A 15,898-nucleotide genomic window follows, 5' to 3' on the forward strand; every position below is an offset into this window, starting at 1 on the left:
TGAAAGCTGGATATTCTTGTCCGAGGTTCTTTATTTTAGTATAAAAACCTTTTTTTGTTGTCTTAATAGTAAGATTTGAGCTTTTTAGTATATTGAATTATCAAGTTTAATTGGTATAATATAAATAATAACGATTAAAACGCTTTCATTTTTTAAATTTGTTCACAAAATTGTCTAAAATACACTTTGATACTATGGCAATGTTGTTTTATAATGGAACTAATCATCTATACATGCATACATTAATTGTGAAATAAATAACATGTTGAGTTTCTATAAATGTAAACGTTATCAAAGGAGAGGTGGTACAAATGAGTAAGTTTTTCTTCGATCAAAATCCTGCAACAGTTGAAGATGGAAAATTGATAGAATATGCAGAAACAATTTATGGAAAAGGCGGACGTTCCGTATTAGAGAATTTAATTTTAAAGGCATCTATTCGACTGCGTGACCGCTATCCTAATAAGTCAGATGAGCAGATTTCTTATCTTGTGAATCAAGGGCTGCATGATATGTTTCAAAAATATGTGTAAGGAGAGGCGAATGCCTCTCCTTATTTTTGTATAAGGGAAATGTTGAATGCGAAAACTAATGCTGAAGTATATACAAGTGGGGTGAACAAAATGAGTAACGGAGTAGGCGGTTCAAAGAAGAATAGAGAAACGGATGCAAATCATGTAAGTGCAAAACAGAGAGAATATCAAAAGAGAATGACAAAGATTCACCAACAAGAACATAATGACGGCCGAAAATATAATGGGAAAATATAAAGTGAAACTTTAATCAGTGGGGGTTTTCTTTATCCCCCACTGATTATCAGCCCCCACCAATCGGGCTTTTACGGGCAGTTTATCTCCCGCCTAACTTCTTTGCTTTCGCTGAATTTTAAGGTGGGAGTATTACTGCCCGTTAATGCGGGATAAAGTGCAACTTCCATAAGTGGGGGGATCTTCCGCTTATAAAAAGTCCATTCAATCGGGGTTTTACTGTCCAAAAATAGCGGGAGAATCTTTCCTCATATTTTCTAACATAAAAAAAGCTCCTTGCAGAAGGAGCTTTTTTACGTTAGAAAATGATTCGCTGTCACATAAAAGAGTCCACCGTTGATAAATTGCATCGTAATGCGCGGTTCATATTGTTCTTGTAAGGCGCGTTTTTCTATTTCGTAGCTTTCCGGTAATTCATTACTTTCCTCATAAAAGCGGTTTAGTAGTTGTAAATCGTGATTCCAACGAACTTTTGCTTCTTCAGCCCATGAGTGATCATCGGATTCAATGATACGTTTCATTGCTTCTTCAATTCTAGATAGTCCGCTTTGCGGTTTAATAATCGGCGTTAATGTAAAACAAAAATCAGGAATTTTTGGTGTAAGATGAAGAGCTGTTAATGCTTCATGAAAATTTGTAATCATCGCACCAGAAATAAGGTGAATACCAATAGAGTACAGCATATCTTTTTTTCGATCACATTGATAGGAGACTTTTATATTGATACCAAGCCAAGGATGAAGCGGAGTGTTTGTTTGTCCATTTGAATGTACATCTTCAAATAAACGAATGTAAGCACCTAATTCCTTTGTTGCTTGAAAAATTTGATGTAAACGCGGAGAACCGTAGTGAATGAGCTCGCCTGTTTGCTCCTCATGTTTTGCATCGGTAATGAATGTAAGGCGCATCGGATTTGGTATGCCGCCTGTTTTTTCAAGATAATGCCAGTAAAATGGGCGGTTCATCAGTAGTTTGTCCATTTCAATCGTTAATTGAACGTCTAATAAATGAGGGAAACGCTGCAAGATTTCACAGCCGTTTGCCTCAAAAAAACAATGTAAATAATCATGGATTTCATGTTGTTGCATAGCCGTGCACCTCAGCTTCATTTCGTTTGGCAAATTCAATAATGGACGTTAAATTTTCCATTTTGATTCGGATTTCTCCTTCACTTTTGGAATGGGCAAAAATATCGTGAATGTGTGCATCGATATTTTTCATATTAATTCTTGTTAAGATTTCATCTAAATCACCAATGACACGCTCAAATAAGTCGATTTTTTCATACAGCAGTTTTAAAATATGCTCTTCTACTGTATGTTTCGTTGCCAAATTATAAATATGAACATCATGCTTTTGTCCAAGGCGATGAATCCGCCCGATTCTTTGTTCAAGGCGCATCGGATTCCAAGGAAGATCGTAGTTGATCATGTAATTACAAAATTGTAGATTTATTCCTTCCCCGCCTGCTTCTGTCGCAATTAATACTTGGGCATGGTTTTGAAACAATTCTTTCATCCAATCTTTTTTACCGCGTTTAAATCCGCCTCGAAATGGTACAGACGAGATGCCGTGCTGCTTTAAAAACCACTGTAAATACATTTGAGAAGCGCGGTATTCTGTAAAAATTACAACTTTATCATTAATTTCTTTAATGATTTCTAATGCTTTATTTGCTTTTGAATTAGAGGAAATACCATTAATTTTCTCCATTAACACATCTATGTATGGATCTACTGTATATTGCGCATTTTCCTTTTGGCGTTTTTCTACATGCTTCTTGAGTGAGAAATAAACAGCTTCTCGGCTGCTGCACGCTTCACGCTTTAACGTTAAAGCGGAAAATGCAGAAGTAAATGCATCTTGTCTTTTCCATCCTTCAATTGCATCGTATAAAGCTTTCTCTTGTTCATTGAAGTCGACAAAGAGCGTATGAACGTGCCGTTTTGGCCATTCAATGCCGGTGTCATGCCGGCGATTCCGTACCATTACTTTATTAATGAGTTCTTTTAAATGTTCATCTGTTTCGGCCGTGCGATTTTTGGAAGCATAATATTCTTCAAAGTTGGATTGGTTGCCGAGATGTCCAGGTTTTAATAACGAGACAAGATTAAAGATTTCATCAATGCGATTTTGAACAGGTGTTGCTGTTAGTAACAAGCAAAATTTTTTCTTTAATAGTTGCGCAAATTCATAGTTTTTCGTTTTGTTGTTTTTTAGTTTATGTGCTTCATCAATAATAATGAGATCATATTCTAAATTCAAAACAATATCACGGTGCGGAGAGCGCTTTGCTGTATCGATAGACGATACAATAACGTCAGCTTGCTCCCAGGAGTAACTTTTTCGCTGTGCAACGGCTGGAATAAAAAATTTTGTATTTAGTTCATATGCCCATTGTGAAACGAGAGATGCAGGTACAAGAATGAGCACTTTTTTCACAAGTCCGCGCACCATATATTCTTTTAAAATAAGCCCAGCTTCAATCGTCTTTCCAAGGCCAACTTCATCTGCTAAGATTGCTTTTCCGTTCATTTGTTCAATGACGGTTTGCGCTACTTCTAACTGATGTGGGAGTGGCGTGAAATTAGGTAAATGTTTAGGCGCCTGTAGCCCGTCAAATGTTGGAATGACAAGGGACTGTTCAGTTTGATATGCAAGATAAAATAGTTCCCAGTTTGTCCACGGGCCATCTTCTTCAATTCGTTTTAAGAAGTTTTCTTGCCAAGAACGTTCTATTGAAATTTCGACATTCATGGATAATATCTCACCTTCTATAAATTCAAAATTATTTTTTTAGCTAGAATATTGATGAAACGACTCGAAAAATGTTAGGATAATGTTGTGAAATGTGTGGAATCTTTCGTATTTTATCCAAGAAAGCACTTTTTTATGTACGCTTTCATAAAAAAATAGGATGAGATTCCGTATATCCCATCTTTTCAGAATTGAAAATGTTTAGAAATGGGAAACTAACTTTTATTGATTTGTCATAGAAAGCGTAAAGGGGAGAGAACATGATTACGTTACAACGTACACCGCTATTTGATGTATACGCTAAGTATGGTGGGAAAACAATTGATTTTGGTGGTTGGGAATTGCCAGTTCAATTTTCAAGCATTAAAGAAGAACATGAAGCTGTTCGCACAGCAGCAGGTCTTTTTGATGTTTCTCACATGGGGGAAGTAGAAGTAAAAGGTGCAGATAGTTTAGCATTTTTACAACGTGTAGTTACGAACGATGTTTCTATATTAAAGGTAGGCGGAGCACAATATACGGCAATGTGTTACGAAGATGGTGGTACAGTAGATGATTTATTAATCTACAAACGCGGAGAAGAAGACTATTTGCTAGTAATCAATGCATCAAACATTGAAAAAGATTACCAATGGTTAGCTTCTCACGTAAGCGGTGATGTGCAAGTAGTCAACGTTTCTAGTGAAATTGCACAACTTGCAATTCAAGGACCAAAAGCAGAGGGCATTTTACAAAAAGTTGTATCAGAAGATTTGAAAGAAATTAAGTTCTTTAAATTTACAGACCATGTTCTTGTAGATGGTGTAGAAGCGCTTGTATCCCGTACTGGTTATACAGGTGAAGATGGATTTGAAATTTACTGTAAGAGCGAAGAGGCTGCAAAGCTTTGGGAAAAACTTCTTGAAGTAGGCGAAGAAGACGGCTTAAAACCATGTGGCTTAGGAGCGCGTGATACACTTCGTTTTGAAGCAACACTTCCTCTTTATGGTCAAGAGTTATCAAAAGATATTACACCAATTGAAGCTGGAATTGGTTTTGCAGTAAAACCAAATAAAGAAATGGACTTCTTTGGAAAAGAAACGTTAAAGGAACAAAAAGAAAACGGTGCACCTCGTAAATTAGTCGGCATCGAAGTAATTGAACGTGGTATCCCGCGCACGCATTACCCAGTATATGTGGGCGAAGAAAAAATCGGGGAAGTTACAAGTGGTACACAATCTCCAACGTTAAAGAAAAGTATCGGTTTAGCGTTAATTGATGTGAAATATGCAGCAGTTGATACAGAAGTGGAAATTGAAATTCGTAATAAACGCGTCAAAGCAGTTGTTGTTCCAACACCATTTTACAAACGTTCAAAGTAACGGGGAGAGGGGAAAATTTCATGTTGCATCGTTATCTTCCAATGACAGAAGAAGACAAAAAAGAAATGTTACAAACGATCGGCGTTCAAACGATTGATGAGTTATTTTCTGATATTCCAGAAAGCGTTCGTTTCCAAGGAAATTTAAATATTAAACAAGCAAAATCAGAACCAGAACTTTTAAAAGAACTGTCTGAGCTTGCTAGTAAAAATGCAAACTTAAAAGACTATGCTTCCTTCTTAGGAGCAGGTGTATATGATCATTATGCACCAGTAATTGTAGATCATGTTCTTTCTCGTTCAGAATTTTATACAGCTTATACGCCGTACCAACCAGAAATTTCACAAGGGGAATTACAAGCAATCTTTGAATTCCAAACAATGATTTGTGAACTAACAGGTATGGATGTAGCGAACTCTTCTATGTATGACGGAGGTACAGCGTTAGCAGAAGCGGCAATGCTAGCGGCAGGTCATACTCGTAAAAAGAAAATTCTTGTTTCTAAAGCAGTTCATCCGGAATCAAGAGCAGTTCTTGAAACATATGCAAAAGGTCAACACCTTGAAGTAGTTGAAATTGATCATAAAGATGGTGTAACAGATTTAAACGTATTACAAAGTGAAGTAGATGATACAGTAGCTTGCGTAATCGTTCAATACCCAAACTTCTTTGGACAAGTGGAGAAACTAGCTGATATTGAGAGAATCGTTCATCAGCAAAAATCATTATTCATCGTTTCTTCTAATCCATTAGCATTAGGAGCGTTAACACCACCTGGTAAGTTAGGTGCTGATATTGTGATCGGTGATGCACAACCATTTGGTATTCCAACACAGTTTGGCGGCCCGCACTGCGGTTATTTTGCTACAACAAAAGCATTTATGCGTAAAATTCCAGGACGTCTTGTTGGACAAACAGTGGATTCTGAAGGACAACGTGGTTTCGTATTAACGCTGCAAGCTCGTGAGCAACATATTCGTCGTGATAAAGCGACATCTAATATTTGTTCAAACCAAGCATTAAATGCATTAGCAGCTTCTGTTGCAATGACAGCACTTGGAAAACAAGGTGTGAAGGAAATGGCACGTCAAAACGTTTCTAAAGCACAATATGCAAAACGCCAACTTGAAGCAAAAGGATTTACAGTAACATTTGCTGGACCGTTCTTCAATGAATTTGTTGTAGATTGCAAACGTTCAGTACAAGAAGTAAACGATGCATTATTATCAAAAAATATTATCGGTGGTTACGATCTTGGCCGTGATTATAAAGAACTTACAAATCATATGCTTCTAGCTGTAACAGAGTTACGTACAAAAGAAGAAATCGACACACTTGTAAACGAAATGGGGGCTATCCAATGAAGAACCAAGATCAAGCACTTATTTTTGAAATGAGTAGAGAAGGACGCGTAGGATATAGCTTACCCCAATTAGATGTAGAAGAAGTAAATTTAGAAGATGTGTTTGAGAGCGAGTATATTCGCACAGAAGATGCAGAGCTTCCAGAAGTATCAGAACTTGATATTATGCGCCATTACACAGCGCTTTCAAACCGTAACCACGGCGTTGATTCTGGATTTTATCCATTAGGATCTTGTACGATGAAGTACAATCCGAAAATTAACGAAAATGTAGCGCGTTTCCCTGGTCTTGCACATATTCATCCGCTTCAAGATGAAAAGACAGTGCAAGGTGCAATGGAATTAATGTATGACTTGCAAGAGCATTTAAAAGAAATTACAGGTATGGATACTGTTACGCTTCAACCAGCAGCAGGAGCACACGGTGAATGGACAGGATTAATGTTAATTCGTGCATATCACGAAGCAAATGGCGATTATAAACGTACGAAAGTAATCGTTCCTGACTCTGCTCACGGAACAAACCCAGCTTCTGCAACAGTAGCAGGATTTGAGACGATTACAGTAAAATCAAATGAAAATGGTCTTGTTGACTTAGAAGATTTAAAACGTGTTGTGAACGAAGAAACAGCAGCGCTTATGTTAACAAACCCAAATACACTTGGATTATTTGAAGAGAACATTTTAGAAATGGCACAAATCGTCCATGATGCAGGCGGTAAATTGTATTATGATGGTGCAAACTTAAATGCAGTATTAAGTCAAGCACGCCCAGGAGATATGGGATTTGACGTTGTGCATTTAAACCTTCATAAAACATTTACAGGTCCGCATGGCGGCGGGGGCCCAGGTTCTGGTCCAGTAGGTGTAAAAGCAGATTTAATTCCGTTTTTACCAAAGCCAGTTTTAGAGAAAACAGAAAGCGGCTACCACTTTAATTACGATCGTCCACAAGCGATTGGACGCGTGAAACCATTCTATGGTAACTTTGGTATTAACGTTCGTGCGTATACGTATATTCGTTCTATGGGTCCAGATGGACTTCGTGCAGTAACAGAATATGCAGTATTAAACGCGAACTATATGATGAGAAGATTAGCTCCATTCTATGATCTTCCATTTGATAGACATTGTAAACATGAATTTGTTTTATCTGGTCGTCGTCAAAAGAAACTTGGTGTACGTACGCTTGATATTGCAAAACGTCTGCTTGATTTCGGCTACCATCCACCAACAATTTACTTCCCGTTAAATGTGGAAGAATGTATTATGATTGAGCCGACAGAAACAGAATCAAAAGAGACATTAGATGGATTCATCGATACGATGATTCAAATCGCAAAAGAGGTAGAAGAAAACCCAGAAGTGGTTCAAGAAGCGCCGCATACAACAGTAATTAAGCGTCTTGATGAAACAATGGCAGCACGTAAGCCGATTTTACGCTATCAAAAACCATCTATGGTACAAGTTTAAAAATTAATAATATATATCCAAGTTAAGAAACGACATACAACCTCTTTCTTTTTAGGGGGGACAAGAGCATCTGGCCGTGTATAGAAGCGGTTAGGGCCTTTTCCTGGCACATGCCGGGTTTAAAACAAAGGGAGCAAGCGAGTACAGCTCATGTTGTATTCTGCATAGCAGGGACTTAAAAAGAAAAGCGGAAGCGGCTCGCTCAGAACAAGAGGGGGATGGAGCTTCTGACATAGAGGCGCTTTTGGCCTCGGCGGAAGACGCGAAGCCACCGACTGTTCTAGCCGCTAGAGCTAGACAAAAATGTCGAAAAATTAACATGGATTTATATAGTTTGTAAAGAACTCGCTATATGCGGGTTCTTTTTTTATATTGTCGAAGAAAACGTCAGTACTTAAAAAAGATGTTATAAAATGGAGGGTTTTATGTGAGATTGAAGAATTATCAAACTTTCTCAACATTTTTGTTGAAAAAGTCTCTTTGATAAAAGTGTGTATTTTTGTTAGAATTTTATTGAAATTAAAGTGAATGAGCAGCAAAAATGTCAATTTTTCATACGTATGTGAAGAAATGAACAAGGGGATGAAAAAGATGGGCTATAAGCGTTGTAGGATGGTGTATCATTTAGAAAATGGTGATATGATTAAGGATATTAAAGAATTTTATTACCAAGATACAGAAAAAATGTTAGAGAGAGTGAAACATCACGTATTAGATAATACGAGTGTAACTGCAATTGATAGTAAAGGAACACTTATTCCAATCGCTTGTCATGATATTGTGAAAGTTGAGCTAGATCATTTACAGGAAAGTTAGTCTTGAGTCATAGGGGATAATTCGTTACAATAAATGAGTAATTAGAGAGGAGTTCGTTATGGGTAGTCAAAGACATTTCTATATGTTTATTGTTGCGTTTTTACTTGTTGCAGGATTAACTGTATATTTAATTATTGATAGCCATTGGTACAACACAGTACATCCAGCATTTCTTATTTTTATGTATGTCGGAATTGCAGTTGTAAGCTTTGGTATGAGAGATGAGATGTTAAATCGCTTTGAGAAGTGATACATATATGAAAGACCAACAGGAAAATGTTGGTCTTTTTTTGTTGCCAAAAATAGATACTGTGTATATACTGTATATATAAGTTATATACAGTATATACACAGTGGAGGGGAAAATGGATATTATTATTTCAAACTCTTCACCAGACCCTATTTATGAACAGATTAGTAAGCAGCTTCGGCAGCTAATTTTAAATGGGAATTTAAAAGGTGGAGAGCAATTACCGTCTATTCGCAGCTTAGCAAAAGAACTGCAAATTAGTGTCATTACGACAAAACGTGCGTATGAAGAGCTTGAAAAAGAAGGGTATATTGAAACAGTTGCTGGAAAAGGGACTTATGTTTCGATGCAAAATAAGGAACTCATACGAGAACAAAGGCTACGATTGTTAGAAAGTAAAGCAGAAGAAGTAGTCAATGAAAGTAAACTGCTGCAGCTTTCACTGGAAGAGTTACAGCAAATGATTATGTTTCTATATAAGGGGGAATAAGGACACATGTTAAAATTACAAAACGTTTGTAAAGACTATCAAGGTTTTTCTATACGAAATGTAAGCTTTACGCTACCACGCGGATATATTATGGGGTTTATTGGACCAAATGGATCAGGAAAAAGTACGACAATCAAAATGATTATGAATTTAGTCAAACGAAATAGTGGTGAAATTCATATTTTTGGTAAGGACAATCAAAAATATGAAAAAGAAGTAAAACAAAATATTGGCTTTGTATACGATGAAAATCATTACTATGAAGATTTAACGTGTGAACAAATGAAACGGATTGTTGCCCCGCTATATAAAAAGTGGGATGAGGCGCAATATCAATCTTATATGGATCGATTACAAGTTCCGAAACATAAAAAGATTAAACAGTTATCAAAAGGAATGAAAATGAAATATGCCATCGCTGTAGCGCTGTCGCATCATGCCGAGCTCATTGTAATGGATGAACCAACAGCAGGTTTAGATCCGGTTGTACGAAGTGAGCTACTTGATATATTACAAGAAGTTGTGCTGAAAGAAGAAATATCTGTATTATTTTCTACTCATATTACAACCGATTTAGAACGGATTGCCGATTATATTACATTTATCAATGAAGGTGAAATCGTTTTTTCTGGAGAGAAAGACGAATTACTGGAGAATTACATAATCGTAAAAGGAAGCAACGATTTATTAGATCAAGAAGGAAAAGAATTGTTTATCGGTTTACGTAAAAATAAGTTTGGGTTTGAAGGGTTGGCGAAGGACAAACAGGCGATTGAAGATTGGTTTGGACAAGAAGTTGTGCTGGAAAAGCCGACGTTAGATGACATTATTGTATATACGGCGAAAGGGAGAAGTGCAAATGCGTCAACTTTTGCTTAAAGACTTGTATTTTCTTCGCGCAATGTGGATAGTCTGTTTAGGTTTTTCGGCTTTATTATTTATCACGGATGCATCTAATCAAAGTATTTTCGCTGCAAGTTGCCTCATATCAGTAATGGCATCTCTTATATTGTCCATAGCGGTAGATGAAAAGAATGGTAGTGAAAAAATACTTTCTAGTTTACCAATCGAGTCTAAAAATATTATTATAGCGAAATATATGACTTTCGCTATAATCTCGGTTATAGCAATTTTATTAACAACAACAGTCGTTTGGATTATGAGAGGAATGACTTTCATTGAAGACATTCGTGTATATCATCCTTATTTCTACATTGAACTTAGGTGGTATACAGTGCTAAGAGGTATTATAACTCCTTTTATATACATTTCATTATTCTTACCTGTTTATTATGGAACTGAATCAAAAATCATTCGTGGCTTATTTGCAATGGGATTTATTATACCTACTACGCTTATACCTTTATTTATGATAGACGGAGGAGAAAGTCGTGTGGAGGATTCATTTGGTGATTGGATCATGAATATGTCACATGTAGGCATATGTATGTTGGGGATAGTTGGATTGGCAGTTATCTACATCGTTTCTATGTTTATTGCAATTAAGTTATATGAAAAAAGAGATATATAAAGGAGAGAATGGAATGATGCGACAGTTAGTGTGGAAGGAAGTTTTCTTACAACGAAAAGTTTTTCTTCTTTATCTTATATTGCCAATTTATGGCGCTTTGAAACAGTCCGCTGAACCATTTCAGATAGCAATTGCTTGTTTAGGTACTTGTGTTTTATTCATAACAGTGTCCTTACATGCTGATGATAAAAATGAAACAGAGAAAATATTGATAAGTTTTCCGTTTGCTAGAAGAGATATTGTCATTGCGAAATACATATCAGCCATTCTCTTTATTGGATGTGGTTTACTAGTTACTTTAATTATTATGATATTACCTAAATTTTTGTTAGGTGAAGCTATAAATATTCCGTGGTATGCCATTTTTATAGCGGTTTTTCTTGCTACTCTTTATGCAATTATGGTTCTTCCTTTGAAATATGGAGGAAACAAACAAAGCGTTACTATTTTCAACATAATGATAATGTTTCCGCTAATCGGTTTATTAGGGCTTATGTGTAATGTTCTTGCTGAGGAAAGGCTCATGTTAATGTTTTTTCGCTCTTCAAACCTTGTATTTATTGTAAGTATGTTGAGCATCGGGGTATGTATCGTTTATTTTGTTTCTATGCGTGTTTCTATTTTGATTTTTCGAAATAGGGAATTTTAAAAGAATAAGCAGAAAGTGGCTGGAAATCATGGGGACCTTCTTCGTAATAGGTGGATTTCTATTCATTATTGGAACCGGGATTGGAGTTGCGCTTCATTTCATTCTTACTCATATATCAGTTTCCACCCGTCTTCTATTCGGCACGGTTTTCGTGACGACAGGAAATATAATTAGAAAAAAAGAAAATCGTATGTTATAGAAGGTGTCTCATCGCGAGACACCTTCTTCAATGCAACAAACTATGCATAACAATTTTATAAACTGACACCATACTCGGCGAATAAGCAGGAACGTTATATGTATGTAGTAAAAAACTAAAAAACACAGCAAACATAACAAAGACGAAAAATAACAGTAAAATATGCTTATGTACGGAAGTTTGCATATCATCAGCTCCTTTTTTCGTAGTATGTCCAAAGGAGGAAATGATATGAAAAAAGGTAACTACTCAGTCATACATTGTATTTAGAAGTTTTCAGCATATAGATTGCTGCCATGAAGGCAAAAATGGCAATGCACCTCGCTACTTTTCTTTGTTTGAAAACTTCGCACGTGGCAGGAATAGGCACTGACCGCTACCATACATAGCCAGTCCTTCTCGACCATCTAAAAAAATGCTTTTCTACCTTTTTTTCATAGCGCGACTGAGTAGTTACAAAAAAGACAGTTACTTCTTATCAGAAGAACTGTCTTTTGAAAAGAGCTTATTCCAGAGCTTCGCAATACTCCAAATGATGATAATTCCAAGCGAAGCGATAATGGACCAAATAACGGAAGTGATCTCAAGAGCCATGTTTGGGAGAAAAGCAAGAATTGCAAATACTTTATGAAATAACCATTCTGCAATATGGAATATAGTTTGCAATAAGAATACAATGGCAATTAGGATTCCCGTCATAATTTGTGTTACCCTTTTTTTGCACACCGCATTCACCTCGTTAACTCATTAATTTTAAACCAACTGCACCGCATAAGATGCAGCTTAAGAAAGCAAGGCGGCGCCAATCAGCAGATTCGCGGAAAATGAGAATACCAAGAAGTGCGCTTCCTGCGGTTCCGATTCCTGTCCAGATTGCGTAAGCTGTTCCCATTGGCAGTGTATCCATTGCGAGGGATAAGAAGAAGAAACTTACACCGAAGTTTGCGATTAACATAAGTTTTGGTGTCCAGCCTTTTTTTTCATTTGCTATCTTCATAAAGATAACACCGGTAACTTCACATATACCAGCAATAATTAAATATACCCATGCCATTTTATGCAGCCTCCTTCTCTTCTTGTTCACCTGTTACTCGTTTTAAACCAATAACACCAATGAAAATTAAAGCGATAAATAAGATTTTTATAATCGAAAATGGCTCGCCGAAAATAAAGATTTCTGTTAGTACAATACCTCCAGCTCCAATTCCCGTGAAAACAGCATACACGGTTCCGACAGGGAGCTTCGCATAAGCTTTAAATAAAAGGAAAAAGCTAATAGCGATTGCAAGTGCAACACCAATCCATTCTAGTGGTGTTGTGGCATGCTTTAAACCAATTACCCAAACAATTTCAATGAGTCCTGCTATAATAACATAAATCCATTCCATCATTCATTCTCCTTCCTACCAGTCGTTAGGCTCAGGGTGAGAAAATGACGTATTGCGTGTGCAATCCGTCAGCCTGACAATCCGCGCCAAAATACTTTCCAAGATGCATGTAATCGATTTTCAAATGGTTGTATTCCAGCAAATAAAAATTCAACCATTAATCCGTCCATTAAACATAAATAAGCTGCAACAGCTTCTGTTACTTCAATGCTACAAAGTTCTTTCTTTTCTTTTGCCTGTTCAAATATAGGTACTAAAAGCTGTCCGATGCTTTCAATGTATGCATTTGCTTTTTCGACAATTTGCTCACGAAAGGCATCTGGTGGAAAAAACGAAGTGCGTAACCAAAACATTGCTTCAATACTTTCTTGAAAGCGATGGCCATAATCTTTAAGAAGATGAAATAAAAAGTCTCCAAAGGGAGTGTCTTCTGACTTCTGTACATACTGTTTAAAGAATTCAAGATCCTTTTGTAAAGATTCTTCTAAGCAAATAAAATATAGCTCTTCTTTTCCTTTAAAGTGTGCATATATGGACGGTTTTTTAATTCCAACCTCCCCGGCAATGTTGGCTAATGAAGTTCCTTCATAGCCATAGCGTGCAAAGTGTGAAAGTGCTACAGATTTAATACGGTTTGCTGTCATGTTCATCCCCTACCTACCGTTCGTTAGTTAAAGTGTAAAACAAAACAAGAATATAGTCAAGAAGAGGGATCGTACAAAATTGATAAAAGCTCCAGTAATAGGAGCTTTTATCCCGCTATTCGCGGGCAGTAATACTCCCGCCTCAAAATTCAGCAAAAGCATTGTCCAGTTCCAGTGGCTAGAATGTTCGGTGGCTTCGCTTCTTCCTGCGAGGTAAAAAGCACCTCTACGTCAGAAGCTCCATCCCCCTCACATTCTGGACGAGCCGCTTCCGCTTTTCTTAAGAAGTTAGGTGGGAGATAAACTGCTGGCATGCGCCCGATTGGTGAGGGCTGATAATCAGTGGGGGATGAAGAAAACCCCCACTGATTAAAGTTTCACTTTATACTGTTCCTCGCTCAATGAGACGAAACGGTAATTCTTCAGAAGTCCCTGTAATTTGTTCTTGTTGTACTTGTTCATAAAATAGTGAAAAAGCTCGATTCCCCATTGCTAATCCTGGGTGTTCAATCGTTGTTATCTCTAATGCTTCAGAAATAGGATGGTTATCGAATCCTAAAATCGCTAAATCTTCTGGTACTCGCATTCCTTGTTTTTTCGCTTCCGTTAATAATCCAGAAGCGACTTGATCGCTTGCAGCAAAAAGAGCGGTAGGGCGATTTTTCATCGTTAGTATGCTTTGAATTACATTCGCACCGTCTTGAATATTATAGCATTGATAAAACTGCCAGTCTGTTTGCGCACGTTTACCTGCTGCAAGAAGAGTATCAAGGAATGCTTGCTCACGCTGCTTTGTACTCACGCTTTTTTTGCGTGCTAAACAAAATCCGATGCGCTCGTGTCCGTTTTGTAATAAATATTCTGTTCCAATCCGAAAGCCGTCATAATGATTAACATAGACAGAAGATATAAGAGGATGCAGCAGTTTTTCACACGAAATGATAGGCGCAAATTTTGCGTAAGGTTCAATGGCTTCCCATGAGCTCGTTCGGGAGCAAATAATCATGCCATCAAATTGTTTCATTTTCATCATTTCGAGGACACGTATTTCTTCAATACTATCGTAGTTTGTTTGACAGAGAGTAATACGGTATCCGGCTTCAAGTGCTTTCGTTCCAATACCTTCAATAATTGTACTAAAGTACGGTAAATTAATAAAAGGAAGCATGACACCAATTGTATGTGTTTTTCCTTTTAGAAGGTGAACCGCATTTACATTTTTTGCGTAATTTAATTCTTCAATAGTCTCTAGGACGCGTTTTCGTTTTTCTTCACTGACATATGGATGTTCATTTAAGACGCGTGAAACAGTCGCAACAGAGACTCCAGCCGTTTTCGCGATTTGTTTTATATTTACCATATGTTTCACCTCTATTTCTATTATACAAGAAAAGGGCGAGAGAAATCTTGTGAAACTCTTGACATGAAAAGCGTTTCATACTCTATCTTATTAATAACGCTTTTGCTATTCGCGTAACGATTCTATTCGGCGTGAGAATAGGGAAGGCGTTTTTGTCAAATTGTGTGAGATAAACGAGGAAAGTTTTCAAAGGTGGAACAGTAAGAAAAAGAGAATATGAACATAACAGACGAAAGCCTGAAAAGAGAATGTTGAGAAAGGGCGGATACACGTTGAAAAAACGGATGATATGTTTCGTATTTTCTAGTATGGTGTTAAGTGCATGTTCTTTTCAACAAACAATGGTTGAAGAAAAAAAGTTTGCAGCAGACTTAGAGGCAAGTGAAGATATGATGTCTGATCCGATACCGGTACAGGCTGTAAAAAATGTTCTTCCTTTTTCTTTTTACACGCCATCATTTTTACCATATGAATCAACGGATAATCCAAAAGCAGTAGTTCGAAAAATGGGAGATAAGCGGATTGCACTTGATATTAAATATGAACCACAGGAAAAAGGCATGCGAGATTATATTGAATTAACAGTTGCCAACTTTTCGTACAACTTTCCTTTTATCGTAGAACAAAATCGTTTTCAGGAGCAAGTAAAGCTTACAAATGGTATAACAGCCTATTTTAAAAATAGTGATAAAGAAATGGACGGCGAAGATATGGCAACTCTCACATGGAAAGAAAAGAATGTGGAGTATCAGTTGCTTTATCGAAATATTCGTGATCAAAATAGTGAAGATGTCAAACGAAATTTAGTATATATCGCTAGTAAAATGCAATAGCTAGCTTGTATAGGACA

General features: G+C 36.9%; 20 protein-coding genes. 12 read left to right on the plus strand and 8 right to left on the minus strand.

Translation table 11 applies throughout. The features are described 5' to 3' along the window. Positions 1–302 precede the first annotated feature (302 nt). Complete coding sequence (locus MR076_RS06255; RefSeq protein ID WP_242218771.1) at positions 303–533, plus strand: hypothetical protein; 231 nt, start codon at positions 303–305, stop codon at positions 531–533. A gap of 90 nt (positions 534–623) precedes the next feature. Continuing rightward, a complete protein-coding gene (locus tag MR076_RS06260; protein WP_090913824.1) occupies positions 624–770 on the plus strand; it encodes a hypothetical protein in 147 nt (48 codons plus the stop codon). Between the two features lie 290 nt (positions 771–1,060). Here MR076_RS06260 and MR076_RS06265 read toward each other — a convergent pair whose 3' ends face one another. Beyond that, positions 1,061–1,855 (minus strand): YqhG family protein, encoded by a 795-nt coding sequence (locus MR076_RS06265; protein ID WP_242218774.1) that lies wholly within the window; start codon positions 1,853–1,855, stop codon positions 1,061–1,063. Then, complete coding sequence (locus MR076_RS06270) at positions 1,842–3,524, minus strand: DEAD/DEAH box helicase (protein WP_242218778.1); 1,683 nt, start codon at positions 3,522–3,524, stop codon at positions 1,842–1,844. Before MR076_RS06270 ends, MR076_RS06265 begins: the two co-directional genes overlap by 14 nt. Positions 3,525–3,784: 260 nt before the next feature. On the opposite strand from MR076_RS06270, the gene gcvT reads away from it, so the two are divergent. The 9 genes from gcvT to MR076_RS06315 all read left to right on the plus strand — a co-directional run bounded on the left by gcvT (position 3,785) and on the right by MR076_RS06315 (position 11,457). Then, on the plus strand, positions 3,785–4,885 hold the full coding sequence (gene gcvT, locus MR076_RS06275) for a glycine cleavage system aminomethyltransferase GcvT (protein WP_242218780.1): 1,101 nt from the start codon (positions 3,785–3,787) through the stop codon (positions 4,883–4,885). Between the two features lie 20 nt (positions 4,886–4,905). Beyond that, entirely contained in the window at positions 4,906–6,249 is a 1,344-nt protein-coding gene (gene gcvPA, locus MR076_RS06280; RefSeq protein WP_242218785.1) for an aminomethyl-transferring glycine dehydrogenase subunit 1, read from the plus strand. Then, positions 6,246–7,721: an aminomethyl-transferring glycine dehydrogenase subunit 2 gene (gene gcvPB, locus MR076_RS06285; protein ID WP_242218793.1), complete on the plus strand. Its 1,476-nt coding sequence runs from the start codon at positions 6,246–6,248 to the stop codon at positions 7,719–7,721. Before gcvPA ends, gcvPB begins: the two co-directional genes overlap by 4 nt. 591 nt (positions 7,722–8,312) lie before the next feature. Continuing rightward, a complete protein-coding gene (locus MR076_RS06290; RefSeq protein ID WP_090913836.1) occupies positions 8,313–8,537 on the plus strand; it encodes a DUF3929 family protein in 225 nt (74 codons plus the stop codon). A 58-nt stretch (positions 8,538–8,595) separates the two neighbouring features. After that, a complete protein-coding gene (locus tag MR076_RS06295) occupies positions 8,596–8,787 on the plus strand; it encodes a hypothetical protein (protein WP_242218795.1) in 192 nt (63 codons plus the stop codon). Between the two features lie 115 nt (positions 8,788–8,902). Continuing rightward, complete coding sequence (locus MR076_RS06300) at positions 8,903–9,277, plus strand: GntR family transcriptional regulator (RefSeq protein WP_242218797.1); 375 nt, start codon at positions 8,903–8,905, stop codon at positions 9,275–9,277. Positions 9,278–9,283: 6 nt separating this feature from the next. Then, positions 9,284–10,156 carry an ABC transporter ATP-binding protein gene (locus MR076_RS06305; protein ID WP_242218799.1) on the plus strand — a complete coding sequence of 291 codons (873 nt, stop codon included), beginning with the start codon at positions 9,284–9,286 and terminating at the stop codon, positions 10,154–10,156. Continuing rightward, positions 10,137–10,808: an ABC-2 transporter permease gene (locus tag MR076_RS06310; protein ID WP_242218801.1), complete on the plus strand. Its 672-nt coding sequence runs from the start codon at positions 10,137–10,139 to the stop codon at positions 10,806–10,808. The genes MR076_RS06305 and MR076_RS06310 overlap by 20 nt, the downstream gene beginning before the upstream one ends. A gap of 16 nt (positions 10,809–10,824) precedes the next feature. Continuing rightward, complete coding sequence (locus MR076_RS06315) at positions 10,825–11,457, plus strand: ABC-2 transporter permease (protein WP_242219203.1); 633 nt, start codon at positions 10,825–10,827, stop codon at positions 11,455–11,457. A 226-nt stretch (positions 11,458–11,683) separates the two neighbouring features. On the opposite strand, the gene MR076_RS06320 is transcribed toward MR076_RS06315, so the two are convergent. The 6 genes from MR076_RS06320 to MR076_RS06345 form a co-directional block, all read right to left on the minus strand. After that, a complete protein-coding gene (locus MR076_RS06320; protein ID WP_242218803.1) occupies positions 11,684–11,842 on the minus strand; it encodes a hypothetical protein in 159 nt (52 codons plus the stop codon). A 282-nt stretch (positions 11,843–12,124) separates the two neighbouring features. After that, positions 12,125–12,382 carry a DUF3975 family protein gene (locus MR076_RS06325; RefSeq protein WP_242218805.1) on the minus strand — a complete coding sequence of 86 codons (258 nt, stop codon included), beginning with the start codon at positions 12,380–12,382 and terminating at the stop codon, positions 12,125–12,127. A 13-nt stretch (positions 12,383–12,395) separates the two neighbouring features. Next, positions 12,396–12,710: a DMT family transporter gene (locus MR076_RS06330; RefSeq protein ID WP_090913855.1), complete on the minus strand. Its 315-nt coding sequence runs from the start codon at positions 12,708–12,710 to the stop codon at positions 12,396–12,398. Position 12,711: 1 nt separating this feature from the next. Further along, on the minus strand, positions 12,712–13,044 hold the full coding sequence (locus MR076_RS06335) for a DMT family transporter (RefSeq protein WP_242218807.1): 333 nt from the start codon (positions 13,042–13,044) through the stop codon (positions 12,712–12,714). Positions 13,045–13,112: 68 nt separating this feature from the next. Next, the gene (locus MR076_RS06340) at positions 13,113–13,694 is read right to left on the minus strand and encodes a TetR/AcrR family transcriptional regulator (protein WP_242218809.1); all 582 of its coding nucleotides are present in this window, start codon (positions 13,692–13,694) and stop codon (positions 13,113–13,115) included. Positions 13,695–14,070: 376 nt separating this feature from the next. Next, on the minus strand, positions 14,071–15,048 hold the full coding sequence (locus MR076_RS06345) for a LacI family DNA-binding transcriptional regulator (RefSeq protein ID WP_242218812.1): 978 nt from the start codon (positions 15,046–15,048) through the stop codon (positions 14,071–14,073). A 248-nt stretch (positions 15,049–15,296) separates the two neighbouring features. Between MR076_RS06345 and MR076_RS06350 the strand changes: the two genes are divergently transcribed. Further along, entirely contained in the window at positions 15,297–15,881 is a 585-nt protein-coding gene (locus MR076_RS06350; RefSeq protein WP_242218814.1) for a DNA polymerase III subunit delta, read from the plus strand. Positions 15,882–15,898: the final 17 nt, after the last annotated feature.

Origin of the sequence: Bacillus cereus group sp. BfR-BA-01380 (assembly GCF_022663535.1) — a bacterium.
Classification (GTDB): Bacteria; Bacillota; Bacilli; order Bacillales; family Bacillaceae_G; genus Bacillus_A; species Bacillus_A cereus_BB.